Below are 17,594 nucleotides of genomic sequence, written 5' to 3' on the forward strand. Positions count from 1 at the left end.
ACATTTGGATACTATGAATACAAAACTGCTCCTATCCGCTTTTGTATTGTTTGCCGGAATTTCTTCCAAAGCACAATACACCTCTTTTAACAAACAGGAAATAACCAAGCTGAAATCTGCGATTAATGCCAATGCAGAAATTAAAAAGTATTATGTGTCTTTTCAAAAGGCGGCAGATGCTGCGCTGAATGAATCTCCCAACCCTATTGATACCATCCGCACGGAAGGATTGCTGCAGGGAGATCCTAAGAAAAAGGCTACGCAAAAGGCATTGGAAGACATGCCGAAAATATATGCACTTAGTCTTGTCTATAGAATAGGCGGCGATAAAAAATACCTGGTAAAAGCAAAAGAATATTTGATGGCGTGGGCCACCAAAACCACACCCAACGGCGATCCTATTGATGATACTAATCTCGATAGGGCGATAGAAGGATATGATTTGATAAAAGAAGATATAAAAAGCAGTGATGCCGCTATTATAAAAGAGTGGTGGAGAAAAACCGGTGAACTGGAAATAACGGCTAAGTACAACAACCCGGAAAGAATGACATCCAAAAACAACTGGAATGCGCATCGCCTGAAAATAATTGGTGAAATCGCCTGGTCCATCAATGATGACCGTTTGCAGAAATATACCATCGAAGGTTTTAAGAAACATCTTGAAGTAAATCTTAAACCAGATGGCTCAAGCATCGACTTTGAAGAGCGTGATGCTTTGCACTACCATGTGTATGATTTGGAACCTTTGCTAAAACTCTGCATTGTGTTGAAGCGCGCCACTAACACAGACTACTACTCATTCACATCTCCGATAGCAACATCTGTCGAAAAATCTGTTACATGGCTACTTCCTTACGTTAACGGTGAGAAAACACACGGTGAATACACCAATAGCAAAGTAGAGTTTGACAGGAAGCGTGCGGCTAACAATGAAGGCGGCTTTAAAATAGGAGCCCTGTTTGATCCGAAGCACGGCGCAAATGTGTTGCTGCTGGCAGCATATTTCCGTCCGCCGTTCCTTGATACAGCAAGAAGAGTATTAGGAACAGATGAAGCCTATCCTTCATGGCAGAGTGTAAGCAATGAGATGATGAAAAATTGAAAATTGAAAGTTGAAAATGGTAGGGGCGAATAGCATTCGCCCTGTTTTAGTTGAGAGCTGAGCCTGACCTTCAATAAATCAATGATTCAATGATTTGCGGGGAAGCACCACATAAAGCCTAACAACTATCAACAAACAACTAACAACTGCCGCGACCAGTTCAATAATTCAATAAATCAATGATTCAATTATTTACTTTTGCCGCATGACTGGAATTGAAAACGTAACGTTACAGCAAGTTATAGTGCACAAAGTGGGCAACCCCAGCCGCAATGAAGAATTGAAATTTTCTGCCAATGCATTGACATTGAATGATGATGTAGTGAGTGCCATGCTGACAAAATATTTTCTGTCGCCATTTAATGAAAATGAACATTATCATTTCACTCACCTCAGCGATCTGAGCATGAATGAAGTGTACACCTATGTCACCAATATTTTCGAAGATTCCAAAAGCTTTAATGAAGAATCGATAAAAATAGCCAGTTTTCTGTACAGCAAATCAACGCACGTAAAAGTGAAAGAAGGAGAGTTGTATGTAGCTGTTTTTGATAATGTGATGTTGGGCAACGAAACACACAAAGCGGTCGGTCTATTTAAATCGGAAACTAAAGAAACCTTCCTGAAAGTGTTTCCGCACGGCCAAAGCTGGGAAGTGATACAGGATGAAGGTATAGATATTAACAAGCTGGATAAAGGCTGCCTTATTTTCAATACCAATCAGAATGAAGGCTATACCGTTTGTGTGGTGGATAAAACAAACAAACAAAACGATACACGCTACTGGATAACAGATTTCCTGCAGGTAGAACCAACCGCTAACGATTATCATAATACTGATCAATACCTCGGATTGTGTAAACTTTTCATTGATAATGAGTATGCTGAAAAATTTGATGTCAGCAAAAGCGACCAGGTTGACTTGATGAACCGTTCGATGGAATACTTCAAAACCAAGGATCAGTTCAATATGCAGGAATTTGCCGAGGAAGTAATTCACCACCCCGAGGTGGTTGATACTTTCATGGAATACAAACAGCAATATCAAAAGTCAAGAAATTTCGAAATAGAGGACGAGTTCGACATCAGTTTATCTGCGGTAAAAAAGCAAGACAAAAATTTTAAGAGCGTTATCAAACTTGATAAAAACTTCCACCTATACATCCATGGCCGCAAGGATCTGATGGAAAAAGGTTACGATGAAATGGTAGGAAAGAAGTTTTATAAGTTGTACTATGAGGAAGAAAGTTAAAGCGAGTTGAGAGTGGAGAATGGAGAGTTGAGAGTTAATTGAAAATTGAAAGTTGAAAATTGAAAATGATAGTAAAGGGACGTTACGCCTGTTTGGTGGATCGTCCCTTTTTGTTTCTTTCCATAAAAAGTCACTCTCAACTCTCCATTCTCAACTCTCAACTAATCCGCGCCCGGCATATCCATCTGCGTATTCGGTTTCTTTTTGCGGAAGGAGAATTTTTGCACCACCCATACCACCCAGGTATTGTTTTGCGTGTAAGAATTACCGCTTGAATTTTGCACGAACCTGCTCATGTAACCCGTCATGTACTGAATATTTTTTCTTTTAAGACCCACCATTAATGAAATGCGGTTTTGGTCGAAAGTGTTGTACACAATTTCTTTTCCGAAGTTGATCAATACTTCATCCGCCAATGCAACAAAAGGCTCGTTGCCATCAAATTTCCATTGCGGAATGGATTTGCGAAGATTGATCTGAAACCTTATGCGGTTCACGAAAGAATAAGTATCTGTTGTTTTTCCATTCACCACATCCTGCCGAAAACGGGCATCATAGCGGACACGTTCTGTAAGGGAGAAATTGTGCGACAATGGGACGGTAAAAACTACCTGCGCCCAGGGGCGATGTTCCTGCCGGGGTAGCCCGTCCTGGCCGCTAATAGGCAATCTCGCATATGCATATCCGCCAGTAATGGCAGTTTTGGGAAAATTGTAGGTGAGCCCTGTACGAACAATAAAGAAGCCGTGATTAAACACCCAATGTGCATCGTTCCACAACGACAGTTTTTCACTTATTTGTGCAGACGTCATATACCCCAGCCATGTTTGGTACTGATGTGTAACCTGTTTGGTTGCTTGTGCAAATAATTTACCGGAGGTAAGGAGCAAAAAAATAAAGCAGATTGCTGAGAGCCGTTTTTTCATTGGATTTTACAACAATGTGCTTTGCCAGAATGTTCGAGTACAAATTAATAATTAATAATTAAGAATTAATAGGAGTACCACCCACACGAGAGAAATAGAATTCCGTAGTTCTGAAAATTTAATAGGGTCGCATTCACTAACGAATGCAACCCTATTAATTCTTAATTCTTAATTATCAATTATTAATTATTAATTGAATTAGTACGCCCATTTCAACCACGTAGAGCCCCAGGTAAATCCGCCGCCGAAGGCTGCCAACACGAGGTTGTCTCCTTTTTTCAATTGGCTCTCCCAGTCTGCAAGACATAAAGGAATAGTTGCAGCAGTAGTATTGCCGTAACGTTGGATGTTGATCATTACTTTTTCCTTAGGCAATCCCATACGGTTTGCCGTGGCGTCAATAATGCGCAGGTTGGCCTGGTGAGGGACCAGCCAGTGAATATTATCTGCGGTAAGATTGTGTTTTTGCATCAGTTCTTCACATACGTCAGCCATTCTTGTAACCGCGAATTTGAACACGGTTTGGCCTTCCTGGTATGCAAAATGCTCTCTTTTTGTAACGGTTTCTATAGAAGCAGGTTTCAGTGAACCACCCGCTTTCATGTGCAGGTACGCTGCGCCGCTACCGTCGCTTTTCAAAATGCTGTCTTTTACACCATAACCTTCATTGTTTGGTTCCAGCAAAACACCTGCAGCACCATCGCCGAAAATTACGCAAGTGTTGCGGTCAGTATAATCGATAATGGCACTCATTTTGTCTGCGCCAACAACCAATACTTTTGAGTAACGCCCACTTTCTATAAATGCTGCGCCGGTGGCCAGTGCATATAGAAAACCCGAACATGCTGCGCTGATGTCGAAGCTCCATGCGTTTGTGGCTCCGGCTTTATTGCAAGCAATGTTGGCTGTAGAAGGGAAAACCATGTCGGGTGTAACTGTTGCAACAATTACACACTCAAGATCAGCAGGTTTTATACCTCTTTTTTCACATATTTGATGAATAACAGGAACTACCATGTCAGAAGTTGCTTTTCCTTCGCCTCTTAAAATTCTTCTTTCGGAAATACCTGTTCTGGTTCTGATCCATTCATCGTTTGTTTCCACCATTTTCTCCAGGTCAAAATTCGTGAGTACGGTTTCAGGGGTGTGACCCGCTACTGCTGTAACAGCGGCTATTGTTTTTGAAATCATGATCTTTCTTATTCTAATTGGGCCGTAAAAGTAAGGGAAAAATGTTATCAGATTGACAGTTAGTGACTGGTGAATCGTTAAAGGTCAATCGTGAAACGTGAATCGGGAATCGTGAAAGGTGAAGCGTGAATGGAGGTGCCTATTGTGTAAGTCTCAAATAATAGGGAACCTAATCACGTTTCACCATTCATCATTCACGACCCGAAAAAGTAGCCTTTTGTGCAAAAAAAATATCCTATTTCATTTGCTAATTTCATTTACTAAGCAGTTGACAATGATTTGGTTACTATAACTGATTTTTTTTGCTGTATTCTAAAAAACGTTATCGGATTCATACATTTATTCCCTTATTTTCGCACTCTATGATAGCATATGTAAAAGGCGACTTCGTTTACAAAACTCCTGCGGTGGTTCATGTGGACGTACATGGCGTAGGTTACGAGGTTTTAATAAGCCTGAATACATTTTCCAGTATAGAGCCCCTCGATAAAGGATTGTTACATACTTTTTTGCACATCAGGGAAGATGCGCATGTGCTTTATGGATTTTATGAGGTGGCCGAAAAAGAACTGTTTATACAATTGATAAGTGTTAGCGGTGTGGGCGCGAGTACGGCACGGATGATGTTGTCTTCCATGAGGCCCGAAGAAATTGTGCGGGCAATCGTAAATGGAAATGCAAAACAACTGGAAGGAATCAAAGGGATAGGTAAGAAATCTGCAGAAAGAATTATTCTCGAATTAAGAGATAAACTGAATAAACAATCGCTGTCAGCATCTGTTAATATTTTGTCCACTGCAAACAATAGTTTGGAAACAGACGCGTTAAATGCACTAGTTGCCCTTGGCATATCCCGCCCTAACGCTGAGCTTGCTGTGAAGAAAGTACTTGCTGCGGAACCCGGCTCAGAAAAAATCGAAGAAATAATTAAAAAAGCCCTTAAAACTTTATAGCCTATAGAGCCTTATCTACCTAACTAATTTTGTGAGAAAAGCCTTGCGCACTCGTTTTTCTAATATCATACGAAGACTTCGGATCATTGTTGGCGTTGCCCTGCTCTTTGCATTAGGTACGGTCAATACATTTGCTCATCAGGTACCTCCGCAACCAGTACCAAAGCAACCGCAACAAGTTCCGCAGCCACCGGCACCTCAAACACAGGTGCCCAAAACTCCTGATACCCTCCCGTTCCCAATTAAGGACAGGCGCGGAGACAAGATCACCAATCCGGAAAAAAATGCTTTCAATCTTAAAGATCCAGCCAATCTTCAAAGAACGGTCGAGTACGATCCTATCACAAGGAAATACTATATCATTGAAAAGATTGGAGAGAACTATTACCGCACTCCAACCGAACTCACCTTTGAAGAATACCTGAAAATTAAAGCGCAGGAACAGGAAAGGGAGTATTTCAAAAAAAGAGCAGATGTGCTCATGGGGCTCAACCGGAAACTGCCGAAGCCCAAACTTAGTGTGACGGACAATCTCTTCAACAGGATTTTTGGGAATGGGAAAATAGATATTCGTCCACAAGGTAACGTGGATATCCTCGCCGGGTACCAGGGGCAAAACATTAAAAACCCCACGCTACCGGAAAATGCAAGAAAGAACGGAGGCTTCGATTTTGACATGAACGCCAACCTGAGCGTTATTGCAAACATTGGCGACAAGTTGAAATTGCCCATCAACTACAACACACTTGCTAACTTCGATTTTGAAAACCAATTAAAACTTGATTATACCGGCGGTCCGGATGAGATCATTAAAAAGATCGAAGCCGGTAACGTATCCTTTTCTTCAAAAGGAACCTTGATTCCCGGAGCGCAATCCCTATTTGGTATTAAAACACAATTACAATTTGGTAAACTCTTTGTAACAGGTGTGTTGGCAAATGAAAGATCCCAGCGTCAATCATTGGGTTTGCAGGGTGGAGCCGCCACAACCACTTATGAATTTCGCGCAGACGACTACGAAGAGAACAGGCACTTCCTGATGGCACAATATTTCCGCAGCCGGTACAATGTGGCAATGGCAAGTTTGCCTGCGGTAAATTCACTGGTACAGATTTTAAGAATAGAAGTTTGGGTAACCAATAAAAACGGTTCCACTACAGATACGCGTGACATCGTTGGCCTGGCCGACCTTGCAGAAAGACATCCTTATCACTATCCCGCTATTCCAAGTGCGACCGATAGTTTGCCTTACAACGATGCCAATGGTTTATATAAAACTATTATCAGCAATCCAAGCAGCCGTAATTCATCAACCGTAACAACCGTTCTATCTGGAATGGGATTGCAACCGGTACAGGATTTTGAAAAAACATTTGCCCGTAAGCTGAATGCAAGTGAATATTTCTTCAACCCGCAAGTAGGGTTTTTATCATTGAACCAACCCTTGCAGGCAGATGAAGTATTGGGAATAGCTTTTCAATACAGCTATAACGGAAAAACCTACCAGGTGGGTGAGTTTTCCACGGACGTTCCTCCGGATACTACAGCAGGAAAAGCCAACCAAAAAGTATTGTTCCTGAAATTGTTGAAAGCAACTTCCCAAAGAACCAACATTCCACTGTGGCAGTTGATGATGAAAAACGTTTATGCACTACGCACAAAAGACGGGAGTTATTTGTCAAGTGTGCAGCCGACAGATTTCGATCTGAACGTTTTGTATGAGCAGCCAAGTTTGGGTAAGAAAAGATATTTACCCGAAGGTCCAAAATCAGGGTTGCCACTCATTACGTTATTGAACTTGGATAGATTAAACAATAATCGTGACCCGCAACCGGATGGCAGATTTGACTATATCGAAGGATTTACAATTATATCTAGCCAGGCCAGAATCATTTTCCCTTTGCTTCAGCCTTTTGGCCGCGACCTCGACAGCATAGCATTCCAGGGTGCCCCACAAGAATTGAAGGATAAATACATTTTTAAACCTTTATACGATACCATCAAGGAGATCGCAAAAACCTATGCGAATCTCGACAGGTTCCTCATCAGTGGTTCGGCGAAGGGGTCAGCTTCCTCTGATATTTCACTGGGTGCATTCAACGTGCCGCAAGGTTCGGTTACGGTAACAGCCGGCGGACGAACCCTTGTGGAAAACGTGGATTATGTGGTGGACTATAACCTTGGAACAGTAAAAGTCATTAATAATGCCATCACGAATTCAGGTATTCCGGTAAATGTGCAGTTTGAGAACAACGCCAACTTTGGTTTGCAGCAACGGAACTATCTTGGATTGCGCCTGGACTACCAGGTAAAAAATACGGCAAAGGAATCGTTCAACATTGGAGGTTCGTTGGTTCGGCTTGGTGAGCGTCCATACTTTAACAAGATGAACTACAGCGAGGACCCGATACGGAATACCATGTACGGCCTCGATTTCAATTACAGGTCCGAAGTACCGAAAATCACCAAATGGTTGAATAAACTGCCTTTCTACAACAGTAATGAAATGAGTACCATTACTGCTTATGGCGAAGGCGCTTTGCTAAAACCCGGTCACCCGCCACAAATTGGTAAAGGCAATAATGGTCTTATTTATATAGATGACTTTGAAGGAACACGTAACAGCATCGACTTGCGTTTCCCTTTAACAAACTGGGCGCTGGCATCTACACCGCAGGGCAATAACCTGTTTCCCGAATCAGGTTTAACAAACGATCTCAGATACGGATACAATCGTTCAAAAATTGCATGGTATAATATTGAGCCGAATTTGCAGGATCCAAAATCTCCAAACAATCCGGTGAAAGGTACCAATCTTGGTGATCCGACGGTGCGTGCGGTTTTGCAGGGAGATATCTACCCCGCAAAAACAGTTGACTTTGGCCAATCACAACTTATAACTTTCGACGTTGCCTATTACCCAACAGATAAAGGGCCATACAACTTTGATCCTAATTTGACCGCCAATGGAAAGTTGCCAAATCCAAAGCAACGCTGGGGCGGTATCATGCGGAATATTGACCAAACAGACTTTGAAACGGGTAACGTGGAATACATTGAATTCTGGATGCAAGACCCGTTCCTTAAAAACAGAAACAGTAGCGGCGGACAATTGTATTTCAACCTTGGTAATATTTCAGAGGACATTCTGAAAGATGGTAAACGTTTTTTTGAAAATGGATTGCCTACGCCTAACATTCCTGCAGAACTGGATTCGAGCAATTGGGGACATGTTCCCGGCAACCCGATCCAGGTAACCAATGCCTTCAGCAATGATCCGAACGACCGCGAGTTCCAGGACGTTGGTTTTGATGGTTTGACAGATGATCAGGAAAGAACCAAGTTCCAGCCATACCTCAACCAGCTGGCAGCTTTGTATGGTGCCGGTTCTCCGATATTCCAAATGGCATTCAATGATCCTGCAGGTGATAACTTTAAAGGTTACCGCGATGCAGAATATGATCAGGCGAAATCAGATATCCTGGCACGTTATAAAAACATCAACAGCCCGCAAGGCAACTCGCCAATTGCTACCGGTTCAACTACAACGGCATATACGCTTACGCCGGACCAGGAAGATCTGAATAAGGATAATACCCTGAACGAGCTGGAAGAGTATTTTCAATACCGGGTTGACCTGAGTGAAAACTCTTTTGTTGTTGGGCAGAACTATATTACAGACAAGAGGACTTTCATGCCGAGCAATCCTGGTGCAATGGAAGAAACATGGTATTTGTTCCGCATTCCGATTGACCAGTATCAGCAAAAAATAGGAAATATTCCAGACTTCAAATCCATACGTTTCATCCGTATGTTCATGACCGGTTTTGAAGATTCATTGGTTTGCCGTTTCGCGAAACTTGAATTGGTACGTAACCAATGGCGTGGATTTACTTATGTAATTGATACAACAGGATCTTACACTCCGTTGCCTTCAAACTCAACAACTACATTCAACGTGCTTGCGGTGAACGTAGAAGAAAACAGCAGCAGGTTACCAATTCCATACGTAACGCCTCCTGGTGTTGAACGTCAGCAAACTTTGAGCAACAATAACGTGTCCCTGTTGCAGAACGAGCAGGCATTGAGCATGCAGGTTTATAATTTACCTAAAGGAGAATCCAGAGGTGTGTTCAAAACAATGAACATGGATTTGCGCCAGTACGGCCGCCTGGAAATGTTTATACACGCAGAAGCGGCGCAAAATGTGCCGGTTGCCGATAACGACCTGTATGCTGTGATCAGGCTGGGTGCCGATTTTGTGAGTAACTATTATGAAGTAAGAATTCCATTGAAAATTACTCAGCCCGGAGTAAAGGTTGATACACTCATATGGCCGACATTAAATAACCTGGATATTGATCTTAACGCATTGACAAAATTGAAGATCAACAGAAACAATAATTCGAATGTTGACACTTACTATAAGGAAGTGCAGCCGAATGGCCAGACATACGGAATTATTGGGAACCCGAACCTGGGTGAAGTAAGAGGGTTCTTCGTCGGGGTAAACAACGTTACACTTGGCATGGCCAGTACAGAAGTTTGGGTGAACGAATTAAGACTTTCCAAATTAAATGAGAAAGGCGGCTACGCCGCTCTGGGCAGGGTTGATATAAAACTGGCGGACCTCGGATCTTTATCTATTTCCGGCGGCGTTAAAAGTATTGGCTTTGGTACATTAGAGCAGAGAGTAAACGAACGGTCGATGAACCAGACGACGCAGTTTGACGCGGCCACTAACCTTGAGTTGGGTAAACTGTTGCCAAAGAAAGCCTCTATGTCGATTCCTGTGTATGCCGGTTATTCGCAAACGGTGAGCATGCCGGAATACGATCCATATGATCTTGATATTAAATTGAAAGATAAACTGGCCGCGGCTCCATCACAAATTAAAGATTCAATACGCGAAGACGCGGTAGAGGTTCGTACTTTAAAAACGATCAGCTTCACGAACGTGAAGTACATGAACACCAGCGGTAGGAAGCAACATATCTGGAGTCCCGAAAACTTTGACGTAAGTTATTCTTTTACACAAGAAGAACATCATAGCCCGCTTGTGGAAAGTGATGAAACTATAAAACACAGGGCAGGACTTGGGTATAACTATGCAGGGCAACCGAAGTTCTGGGAGCCGTTCAAAAAAGAATTCCGTTCCAAGAGTAATTGGTATGGTTTGATCAGGGATTTCAATCTGAATCCAACACCATCTTTATTAAGTTTCAGGGCAGATGTAAACAGGCAGTTTGCGGCGTTCCGTCCAAGAAACGTGGGTGGTCCCAAGAACGTGATTCCTGAAACGTTCAACAAATATTTTACGTTTGACAGATACTATAATCTTCGTTGGGATTTTACAAGGTCATTGAACCTGGATTTCTCTGCTGTAAATAATGCGAGGGTAGATGAAGATAGTGGCCGTTTGACCAAATATGAAAGGGAGCGCATGTGGAACAACTTCTGGAAAGGCGGAAGAAACACCAATTACAACCAAACTGCAACGCTGACTTATACGCTGCCGATGGCAAAAATACCGGCATTGGATTGGACAACAGTTCGTGCAAGCTACAGCGCCAAGTACAACTGGCTGGCCGCTTCCCTTGATGCGTTTGCAAAGAGCATGGGCAACATGATATCCAACTCACGAGACATTAACTTTACGGGCGACCTGGATTTTACAAAGCTTTACAGTAAGTCGAGATATCTCCGGGCAATGGATTGGAACGCGCCGAAACCGGGCAACAACAAACCGCAGGCGCCAAGAAATCCAAATGATACAACGAGAAGAAGAACGATCAATAAACCTAATCAAAATGATTTGCCACAGCTGAATACGTTTGAGAAAGTGATTGGAAGAATCATTACTTCTGTGAAGAAGGTGTCGATTCAATACTCTGAGATCGGCAATACAACATTGGCAGGTTACACGGACAGTACGCAGTTTTTGGGTATGAACTGGAAAAATAATTTTGCACCTGGTTGGGGATATGTATTTGGTCAACAGCCGGATACAGCCTTTGTCAATGATTTTGCGAAGCGTGGGCTGTTTACAAGAGATCCGCTGTTCAATAACCTGAACAGACAGGATTTTAACCAGCGATTGAATATCACTGCACAAGTGATTCCTGTACGTGATCTTGTTATTGACGTGAGCCTTAATAAAACATTTGGTAAAACATACAGCGAGCTTTATAAGGATACAATAGGCACCGGAAATTTTGTGAGATTGAGTCCGTATAACTCCGGTAGCTTCAGCGTGTCATTTGTTTCGTTCCAAACGTTGTTTGAGCCATTTAAGCCGAATGAGATTACTGAGGCTTTCCAAACATTTGAGAACAATCGTATCGTCATCTCGAAACGTCTGGGTACGGAAAATCCATACTCAGGCACACAGGAACCGGATGGTTATTACAAAGGATACGGCAAATATTCGCAGGATGTATTGATCCCCGCGTTTGTAGCCGCCTACACGAAAAAGGATCCCATGAGCATCGCGTTGGTAAAAACTGATAACCCGAACATACGATCTAATCCGTTTGGTGGTTATATACCAAAGCCAAATTGGTCGGTTACTTACAATGGATTAACACGTATTCCGGGGCTGGAAAAAATATTCTCAAATGTTACGATCAACCATGCGTATAATGGTACGCTAGGCATGAACAGCTTTAACAGCAACTTGCTATACCAGGATCCGCGGAATTTTAATTATCCTGGATTTATTGATACACTGAGTGGAAACTTTATTCCGTATTTCCTTGTACCTAATATTACTATCTCGGAAGCTTTTGCACCATTGTTCAATGTGGATGTGCAAATGGTAAACCAGGTATCAACCAGCTTTGGTTATAAGAAGAGTCGTAGTCTGAGTTTGAGCCTCGTCGATTATCAATTGGCGGAAGCGCGCTCAACTGAATTTACATTCGGATTTGGCTGGAGAAAAAGAGGTATGCCAATGCCGTTCAAATTGAAGTTGCCGGGACAGAAAGAGTCGTCGAAGAAATTGCAGAATGACTTGAACTTGCGTATTGATTTCAGTATTCGTGATGATGCTACTGCAAACAGTCGCCTGGATCAGAATACGGCGTTGCCAACATCCGGACAAAAAGTGATCACTATTTCACCGTCTATAGATTACGTATTGAACAACCGCATTAACGTGAAATTGTATTTTGATCAAAGAAGAACAGAGCCTAAGGTTTCACAATCTGTTCCGATAACAACAACACGAGGCGGTCTGCAGATACGTATTTCGCTGGCTCAATAAGAGAGCACACGGATGACACGGATTAGACGAATTTACACTGAGCAATAACTGAATAACTGAATGACTGAATAACTGAGTGGTCGAAATTTGTAATGCAAAATCGAAAATACACACTCAGTTATTCAGTCATTCAGTTATTCAGTTACCCGGAACACCGGAATTCTCAAGTGCGCTTGCTCATAATACGGAGAATGCATATAAACAAACTGCAACTGTGCCTTTGCATTTGCAGCAAACTGCGGATCTGATCTTTTCTTTTCTTCCAATGCCTGTTTTATTTCAGGATGTTGTTGCAGCAGTGCGCCCGCAACATCTTCCAAACGATAATCACTGTACCATTCTTTTTGTTGTAAAATCGCATCGAAGAAATTCCAGCTGAAGAAGCTGTCGTCACCTTGCGGCTCAAGCGTTTCAATAATGTACCTGTCGCTGCGCTGGCCGGTGTAAATAATGTAATCACCCTTTACAAAATGAACCCGCTCTGTGCGTTTGCTAACGACAAGATCAAAATTACGGTGATGCTTTTCGTAAGCCCTGGGCATACTTTTATAATCATCCACATGATAAAACTCCACAGTGAGAGTTGTGTCTTTTGTTAAGCGTTTTAATTCCACGCCGTTGTTTTTCAAACGGTCTATCGCTTCATGCCAGCCCTGCGGAATGATATATGCGGAAGGCTTTTGAATGGTAACGACAGGGTTGAAAGTATTGTAGAATTTTACCTGCTTTTCAAAAGGTTTTGTATGATCATAGAACATGCGCGGCAAGCCGGTTATATCGCTCGTTTTGGTATTGGTTTGGTAACCTTTGAAAAGCACTTGATCAAACCTGGTTGTATCAACAGCCCAGCTAACAGCAAAGTCTTTTTTCTTTCTGTTATTTTCTATGTCCGCTTTTCTTTTTGTAACGATATCGTTGGCAAACAAAGATGATTGCTCCATGATGGTTTGCATAAAAGCATAGGTGCTCTTCACTCTATCTGCATAAGGTTTTAGCATGTGCGTTTCCGGCACAAAAGCAATAGTTTGAAAAAGTGCTGCATAGCCGCTGCTGTAGCGGGGAGGATCGTAGTAAGCGTCCCAACCTTTGTCGGGATCGCCATCTTCAAAGTTCACATAAGGAACCATGTCCCAACTTTTTGCCGACATGCTTTTATACAAAGCAGGCTCGAATGTGGTGTGGACAAAAGCGCCGGTCTCACCGCCCAGCTTATTGTGTTGCGTAGTTAGCAAAGTCATTGTGTGCTGGTAGTCTGCACCGTCACTCACATGGTTATCAATAAAAATGTCCGGCTGCAACCATTGAAAAATACGCGTAAATGAAATGGCATCGCGTGAATCGTTTTTTATAAAATCGCGGTTCAGATCGAGGTTCTCTGAATTGCCTCTGAACCCGTATTCTTCAGGTCCGTTCTGATTCACCCTTGAAGAAGTGCCACGGTCAAGGCAGCCTCCAATATTGTACACAGGAATAATGGCAAATACAACATTATCGGCGGCGACAATTTTATTGGTTGCAAGGTCCCTGATCAGCATCATGCTGGCATCAATTCCATCGGGTTCGCCTGGGTGTATGCCGTTGTTTACAAGTACTACCACCTTGTGTTGATTGTGCCATTGCCTGGGATCAAATTTTTTGTCTTTACTGAAAAGGACAAGATGTAGCGGATAGCCGGCATCCGTCGTATCAAATGTTTTGATTGAGAGTGTAGGAAAAGCAGCTTTTAGCTTTTTGTAATACTCAATCGTTTCAAAGTAAGTAGCGGTTTGTTTGCCATTGCTGTTTTCAAATACGGTAGGGAATTTCTGTGCCAGCAGTGTTGTTGCTACAATGCACAGGGTGAGGAGGATAGATGCTTTCTTCATGTGTCAGTTTGTGATCTCGCAAAATAAACAATAACTGAATAACTGAGTAACTGAATAACTGAAGGTTGATTTTCGATTTTGAACGACGACTTTCGAACACTCAGTTATTCGGTTACTCAGTTATTCATTATTGCCCCGCAGCGTTTAACCTTTCGTTTTACTGTTACATGTGCAACAACCAATGTGCTTTCCTAAGCGTTTTGTAGTTTTAGTTCGTGGGCTTTGGCATCAAGTGAATTGAGTCATAAAACCTGCACAATGGACATGAGTAACGACACTTCCAGACCTGTTAAGTCTGTTTCAACTTCACAGCTGTTCAACACAATTATCCAGTTATTGCTTGTTGCACTTTTAATAAGTTGGTGTTTTCGCATATTGAGCCCGTTTATAAATCCTATTGCATGGGCCGCGATACTAGCGGTTGTTCTATATCCTGCCCATCAAAAACTTACCAAAAAGCTAAAGGGAAAATCTACACGAGCAGCCGTGATCATCACTGTGCTGTTATTGTGCATTCTTATTGTGCCGGCTGTTTGGTTAAGCTTTACCACTGCCGATGAAATAAAGGAATTTGTTGCAGACTATAGAGCTGGCAATGTACAACTGCCACCTCCGCGTGAAAATGTGAAAGGTTGGCCCTTCATTGGCGACAAGGCACATGAGCTATGGGTGCAGGCATCGCAGGGACTTGACACAATTGTAAAAAAATATCCGAAGCAAACGCGTTCTGCCCTTACATCTATTATCGGGCTGCTGGCAAGTACAGCAAAGGGGTTGCTCTTGTTTACATTTTCGATTATTATCAGTGGCGTATTTCTGTCCTACTCTGAAGCTACGGGACGGTTTGCAAAAAATCTTTTTAACAGGCTAATGGGAAGCAATTCTACCATTGATGTTACTTCTATTGTGGTGGTTACGATTCGCAATGTTGTGAAAGGTATATTGGGAGTAGCTTTTATTCAAACCATATTGGCAGCAATAGGTTTGGTTTTGGCAGGAGTTCCGGCGGCCGGTTTGTGGACATTGCTGTGTTTGATCCTTGCCATTATTCAAATAGGCATTCTGCCCATTTCTATATGCATCATTGTATACATCTGGAGTACAGGTACTACACTGACTGCTACGCTGCTAACTATTTGGCTGCTACTGGTAGGCCTGTCTGATAACGTTTTAAAACCCCTGTTGCTTGGTAAGGGTGCACCGGTGCCAATGTTGGTCGTGTTCCTCGGTGCTGTCGGCGGTTTTGTGCTTTCTGGGTTTATGGGACTATTTACCGGAGCCGTGGTAATGTCGCTGGGGTATAAGTTGTTTACGTTATGGCTGGAGGGAGAGAATAATCGAATAACTGAATAACTGAATAACCGAGTAGTTGAAATTCGTAATGAATGATTGAATGTGACATTCAGTTATTCAGTCATTCAGTTACTCAGTTAATGAAATAAAAAAAGGCGATAGAGAACTATCACCTCGTTGTTCTTTTTTATCTTAAAATTTACCAGAGACAATTTAATTTGCTCTCCTGAACATCATCACATAACCGCTCAACGTCTTTTTCTTGTTCTTGTTAACCTGCACGGGTTTGAGCATGTGATATTCCGAGAACTGGGATGTGTAATTAAACGTGATTATATTACCGTCAACATCTCCCCACATATTCTTTTTGTAAATAACCTGCTTTTCGTTCCAATCAAACATCCTTACTTCATAAAGTTTGGAGTCGGGCTCGCCAATAAAAACAAACTGATAATTTCCACCTTGCGTTAATGGCATAATCACCGGCATCTCATATTCACTTTCCATAGCCATCGAAGCTTCGCGTAAGAGAGTAAAACCTTGCGAAGTGTATAACTTTTTTAAGCTATCTATTTGTGGTTTAAAAGATTCATTCAAAAAACTGCGTTGCTTGATGACGTCTTCTTGCGCGTGAATTACTGCAAAAGACATGCAACAACATAGTAATAAGGTTAAGAACCTGAAAAATTTAACTTTTTTCATGGTAATGGTCTCTGGTCTTGGATTAAAAATATTAACACTATGGTTAATCTTTTTTCAATGGAAAAGGATTCATGAGTACAGTACAACTACTAATGTAATTTACGTAATCTCTCTAAAAGAAACGCAGGTTTTTTCAGAGTATTGCGTAAGTGCAAAAATTATTTATAAGTATAGAAAGAATTGGCCTGAGCAAGGCAGGTTAATACAAGGTCGTTAATGCAAACATGTTCGGGCAGGGTAGTGGTATAATAAATCACATTTGCTACATCTTCCGCGCTAAGTGGTTGGTAACCTTCGTATATTTTGTCGGCCTGCGACTTGTCTCCCTTGAACCGAACCATTGAAAACTCGGTTTCTGCAGCTCCCGGGTGAATGGCTGTTACTTTTATTTTGTGTTTCAGCAGGTCAATTCTCATCGATTGGCTGATGGCATCTACAGCATGTTTTGTAGCGCAATAAACATTACCCTTCTCGTACACCTCTTTCGCTGCTGTAGAGCCAAGGTTGATGATGTGGCCCTTTTTTCTTTCCGTCATTAAAGGAAGCACAGCCTTCGACACATACAGCAATCCCTTTACATTGGTATCCAGCATGTTCTCCCAATCTTCCATGGAAGCTTCGTCAAAATGATCTCGTCCTGCAGCAAGACCGGCATTGTTTACCAGTACGTCGATGGCTTTCCATTCCACGGGCAAACTGTTGATGGAAGAAAATGCATCTTCGCGGCTGCGAACATCAAAACAAAGCGGATGTACTTTTACGCCGTGTTTTTCCTCCAATTCTTTTTTCAGTTCATCCAGTCTCTCCTTTCTCCGTCCCGTAATAATCACATTGTATTTGTTTGAAGCAAAAATTTCCGCTGTTGCTTTGCCAAAGCCCGAAGTGGCACCTGTAACCAAAACGATCTTGCTCATAGTAAGTTGTGAGTTTTGAGTTCTAAGTTATGAGTAAGAACGCAGATTCTCATGATTGTCATGATTTTTCAAGATTTGAAATTTTGAGATTTTAAATTTTTAGGGAGTCGTGCGAATAGGAATAAATGC

Annotated in this window: 10 protein-coding genes; 5 read left to right on the forward strand and 5 right to left on the reverse strand. The window is 42.1% G+C overall.

Going from position 1 to position 17,594, the window contains the following annotated elements; translation table 11 throughout:
• The first annotated feature begins 13 nt into the window (after positions 1–13).
• Entirely contained in the window at positions 14–1,105 is a 1,092-nt protein-coding gene (locus KTO63_RS13365; protein ID WP_217791834.1) for an alginate lyase family protein, read from the forward strand.
• A 205-nt stretch (positions 1,106–1,310) separates the two neighbouring features.
• On the forward strand, positions 1,311–2,357 hold the full coding sequence (locus KTO63_RS13370; protein ID WP_217791835.1) for a nucleoid-associated protein: 1,047 nt from the start codon (positions 1,311–1,313) through the stop codon (positions 2,355–2,357).
• A 161-nt stretch (positions 2,358–2,518) separates the two neighbouring features.
• Here KTO63_RS13370 and KTO63_RS13375 read toward each other — a convergent pair whose 3' ends face one another.
• Both KTO63_RS13375 and KTO63_RS13380 read right to left on the reverse strand, forming a co-directional pair.
• Positions 2,519–3,283 (reverse strand): DUF2490 domain-containing protein, encoded by a 765-nt coding sequence (locus KTO63_RS13375; RefSeq protein ID WP_217791836.1) that lies wholly within the window; start codon positions 3,281–3,283, stop codon positions 2,519–2,521.
• Positions 3,284–3,481: 198 nt separating this feature from the next.
• Positions 3,482–4,474 carry a beta-ketoacyl-ACP synthase III gene (locus KTO63_RS13380; protein WP_217791837.1) on the reverse strand — a complete coding sequence of 331 codons (993 nt, stop codon included), beginning with the start codon at positions 4,472–4,474 and terminating at the stop codon, positions 3,482–3,484.
• Between the two features lie 362 nt (positions 4,475–4,836).
• Here KTO63_RS13380 and ruvA point away from each other — a divergent pair, with 362 nt between their 5' ends.
• Together ruvA and sov are read left to right on the forward strand one after the other, a co-directional pair.
• The gene (gene ruvA, locus KTO63_RS13385) at positions 4,837–5,427 is read left to right on the forward strand and encodes a Holliday junction branch migration protein RuvA (RefSeq protein WP_217791838.1); all 591 of its coding nucleotides are present in this window, start codon (positions 4,837–4,839) and stop codon (positions 5,425–5,427) included.
• Positions 5,428–5,458: 31 nt separating this feature from the next.
• Positions 5,459–12,691 (forward strand): T9SS outer membrane translocon Sov/SprA, encoded by a 7,233-nt coding sequence (gene sov, locus KTO63_RS13390; RefSeq protein WP_317195768.1) that lies wholly within the window; start codon positions 5,459–5,461, stop codon positions 12,689–12,691.
• Positions 12,692–12,825: 134 nt separating this feature from the next.
• Here sov and KTO63_RS13395 read toward each other — a convergent pair whose 3' ends face one another.
• Complete coding sequence (locus KTO63_RS13395) at positions 12,826–14,556, reverse strand: M14 family metallopeptidase (protein WP_217791839.1); 1,731 nt, start codon at positions 14,554–14,556, stop codon at positions 12,826–12,828.
• Positions 14,557–14,814: 258 nt separating this feature from the next.
• Here KTO63_RS13395 and KTO63_RS13400 point away from each other — a divergent pair, with 258 nt between their 5' ends.
• On the forward strand, positions 14,815–15,909 hold the full coding sequence (locus KTO63_RS13400) for an AI-2E family transporter (protein WP_217791840.1): 1,095 nt from the start codon (positions 14,815–14,817) through the stop codon (positions 15,907–15,909).
• Between the two features lie 153 nt (positions 15,910–16,062).
• Here the strand turns inward: KTO63_RS13400 and KTO63_RS13405 are convergent, their stop codons facing one another.
• Together KTO63_RS13405 and KTO63_RS13410 are read right to left on the reverse strand one after the other, a co-directional pair.
• Positions 16,063–16,500, reverse strand: coding sequence for a hypothetical protein (locus KTO63_RS13405; RefSeq protein ID WP_217791841.1), 438 nt, complete (start codon positions 16,498–16,500; stop codon positions 16,063–16,065).
• A gap of 209 nt (positions 16,501–16,709) precedes the next feature.
• Positions 16,710–17,465, reverse strand: a complete 756-nt coding sequence (locus tag KTO63_RS13410; protein ID WP_217791842.1) for an SDR family NAD(P)-dependent oxidoreductase — start codon at positions 17,463–17,465, stop codon at positions 16,710–16,712.
• Positions 17,466–17,594: the final 129 nt, after the last annotated feature.

This window comes from Pinibacter aurantiacus (assembly GCF_019130065.1).
In the GTDB taxonomy this organism is placed as follows: domain Bacteria; phylum Bacteroidota; class Bacteroidia; order Chitinophagales; family Chitinophagaceae; genus Pinibacter; species Pinibacter aurantiacus.

What these genes read in the sequence shown, in the direction of transcription:
- KTO63_RS13365 (WP_217791834.1), top strand. Translation starts at nt 14, where the DNA reads ATGAATACAAAACTGCTCCTATCCGCTTTTGTATTGTTTGCCGGAATT.
- KTO63_RS13370 (WP_217791835.1), top strand. Translation starts at nt 1,311, where the DNA reads ATGACTGGAATTGAAAACGTAACGTTACAGCAAGTTATAGTGCACAAA.
- KTO63_RS13375 (WP_217791836.1), bottom strand. Translation starts at nt 3,283, where the DNA reads ATGAAAAAACGGCTCTCAGCAATCTGCTTTATTTTTTTGCTCCTTACC.
- KTO63_RS13380 (WP_217791837.1), bottom strand. Translation starts at nt 4,474, where the DNA reads ATGATTTCAAAAACAATAGCCGCTGTTACAGCAGTAGCGGGTCACACC.
- ruvA (WP_217791838.1), top strand. Translation starts at nt 4,837, where the DNA reads ATGATAGCATATGTAAAAGGCGACTTCGTTTACAAAACTCCTGCGGTG.
- KTO63_RS13395 (WP_217791839.1), bottom strand. Translation starts at nt 14,556, where the DNA reads ATGAAGAAAGCATCTATCCTCCTCACCCTGTGCATTGTAGCAACAACA.
- KTO63_RS13400 (WP_217791840.1), top strand. Translation starts at nt 14,815, where the DNA reads ATGGACATGAGTAACGACACTTCCAGACCTGTTAAGTCTGTTTCAACT.
- KTO63_RS13405 (WP_217791841.1), bottom strand. Translation starts at nt 16,500, where the DNA reads ATGTCTTTTGCAGTAATTCACGCGCAAGAAGACGTCATCAAGCAACGC.
- KTO63_RS13410 (WP_217791842.1), bottom strand. Translation starts at nt 17,465, where the DNA reads ATGAGCAAGATCGTTTTGGTTACAGGTGCCACTTCGGGCTTTGGCAAA.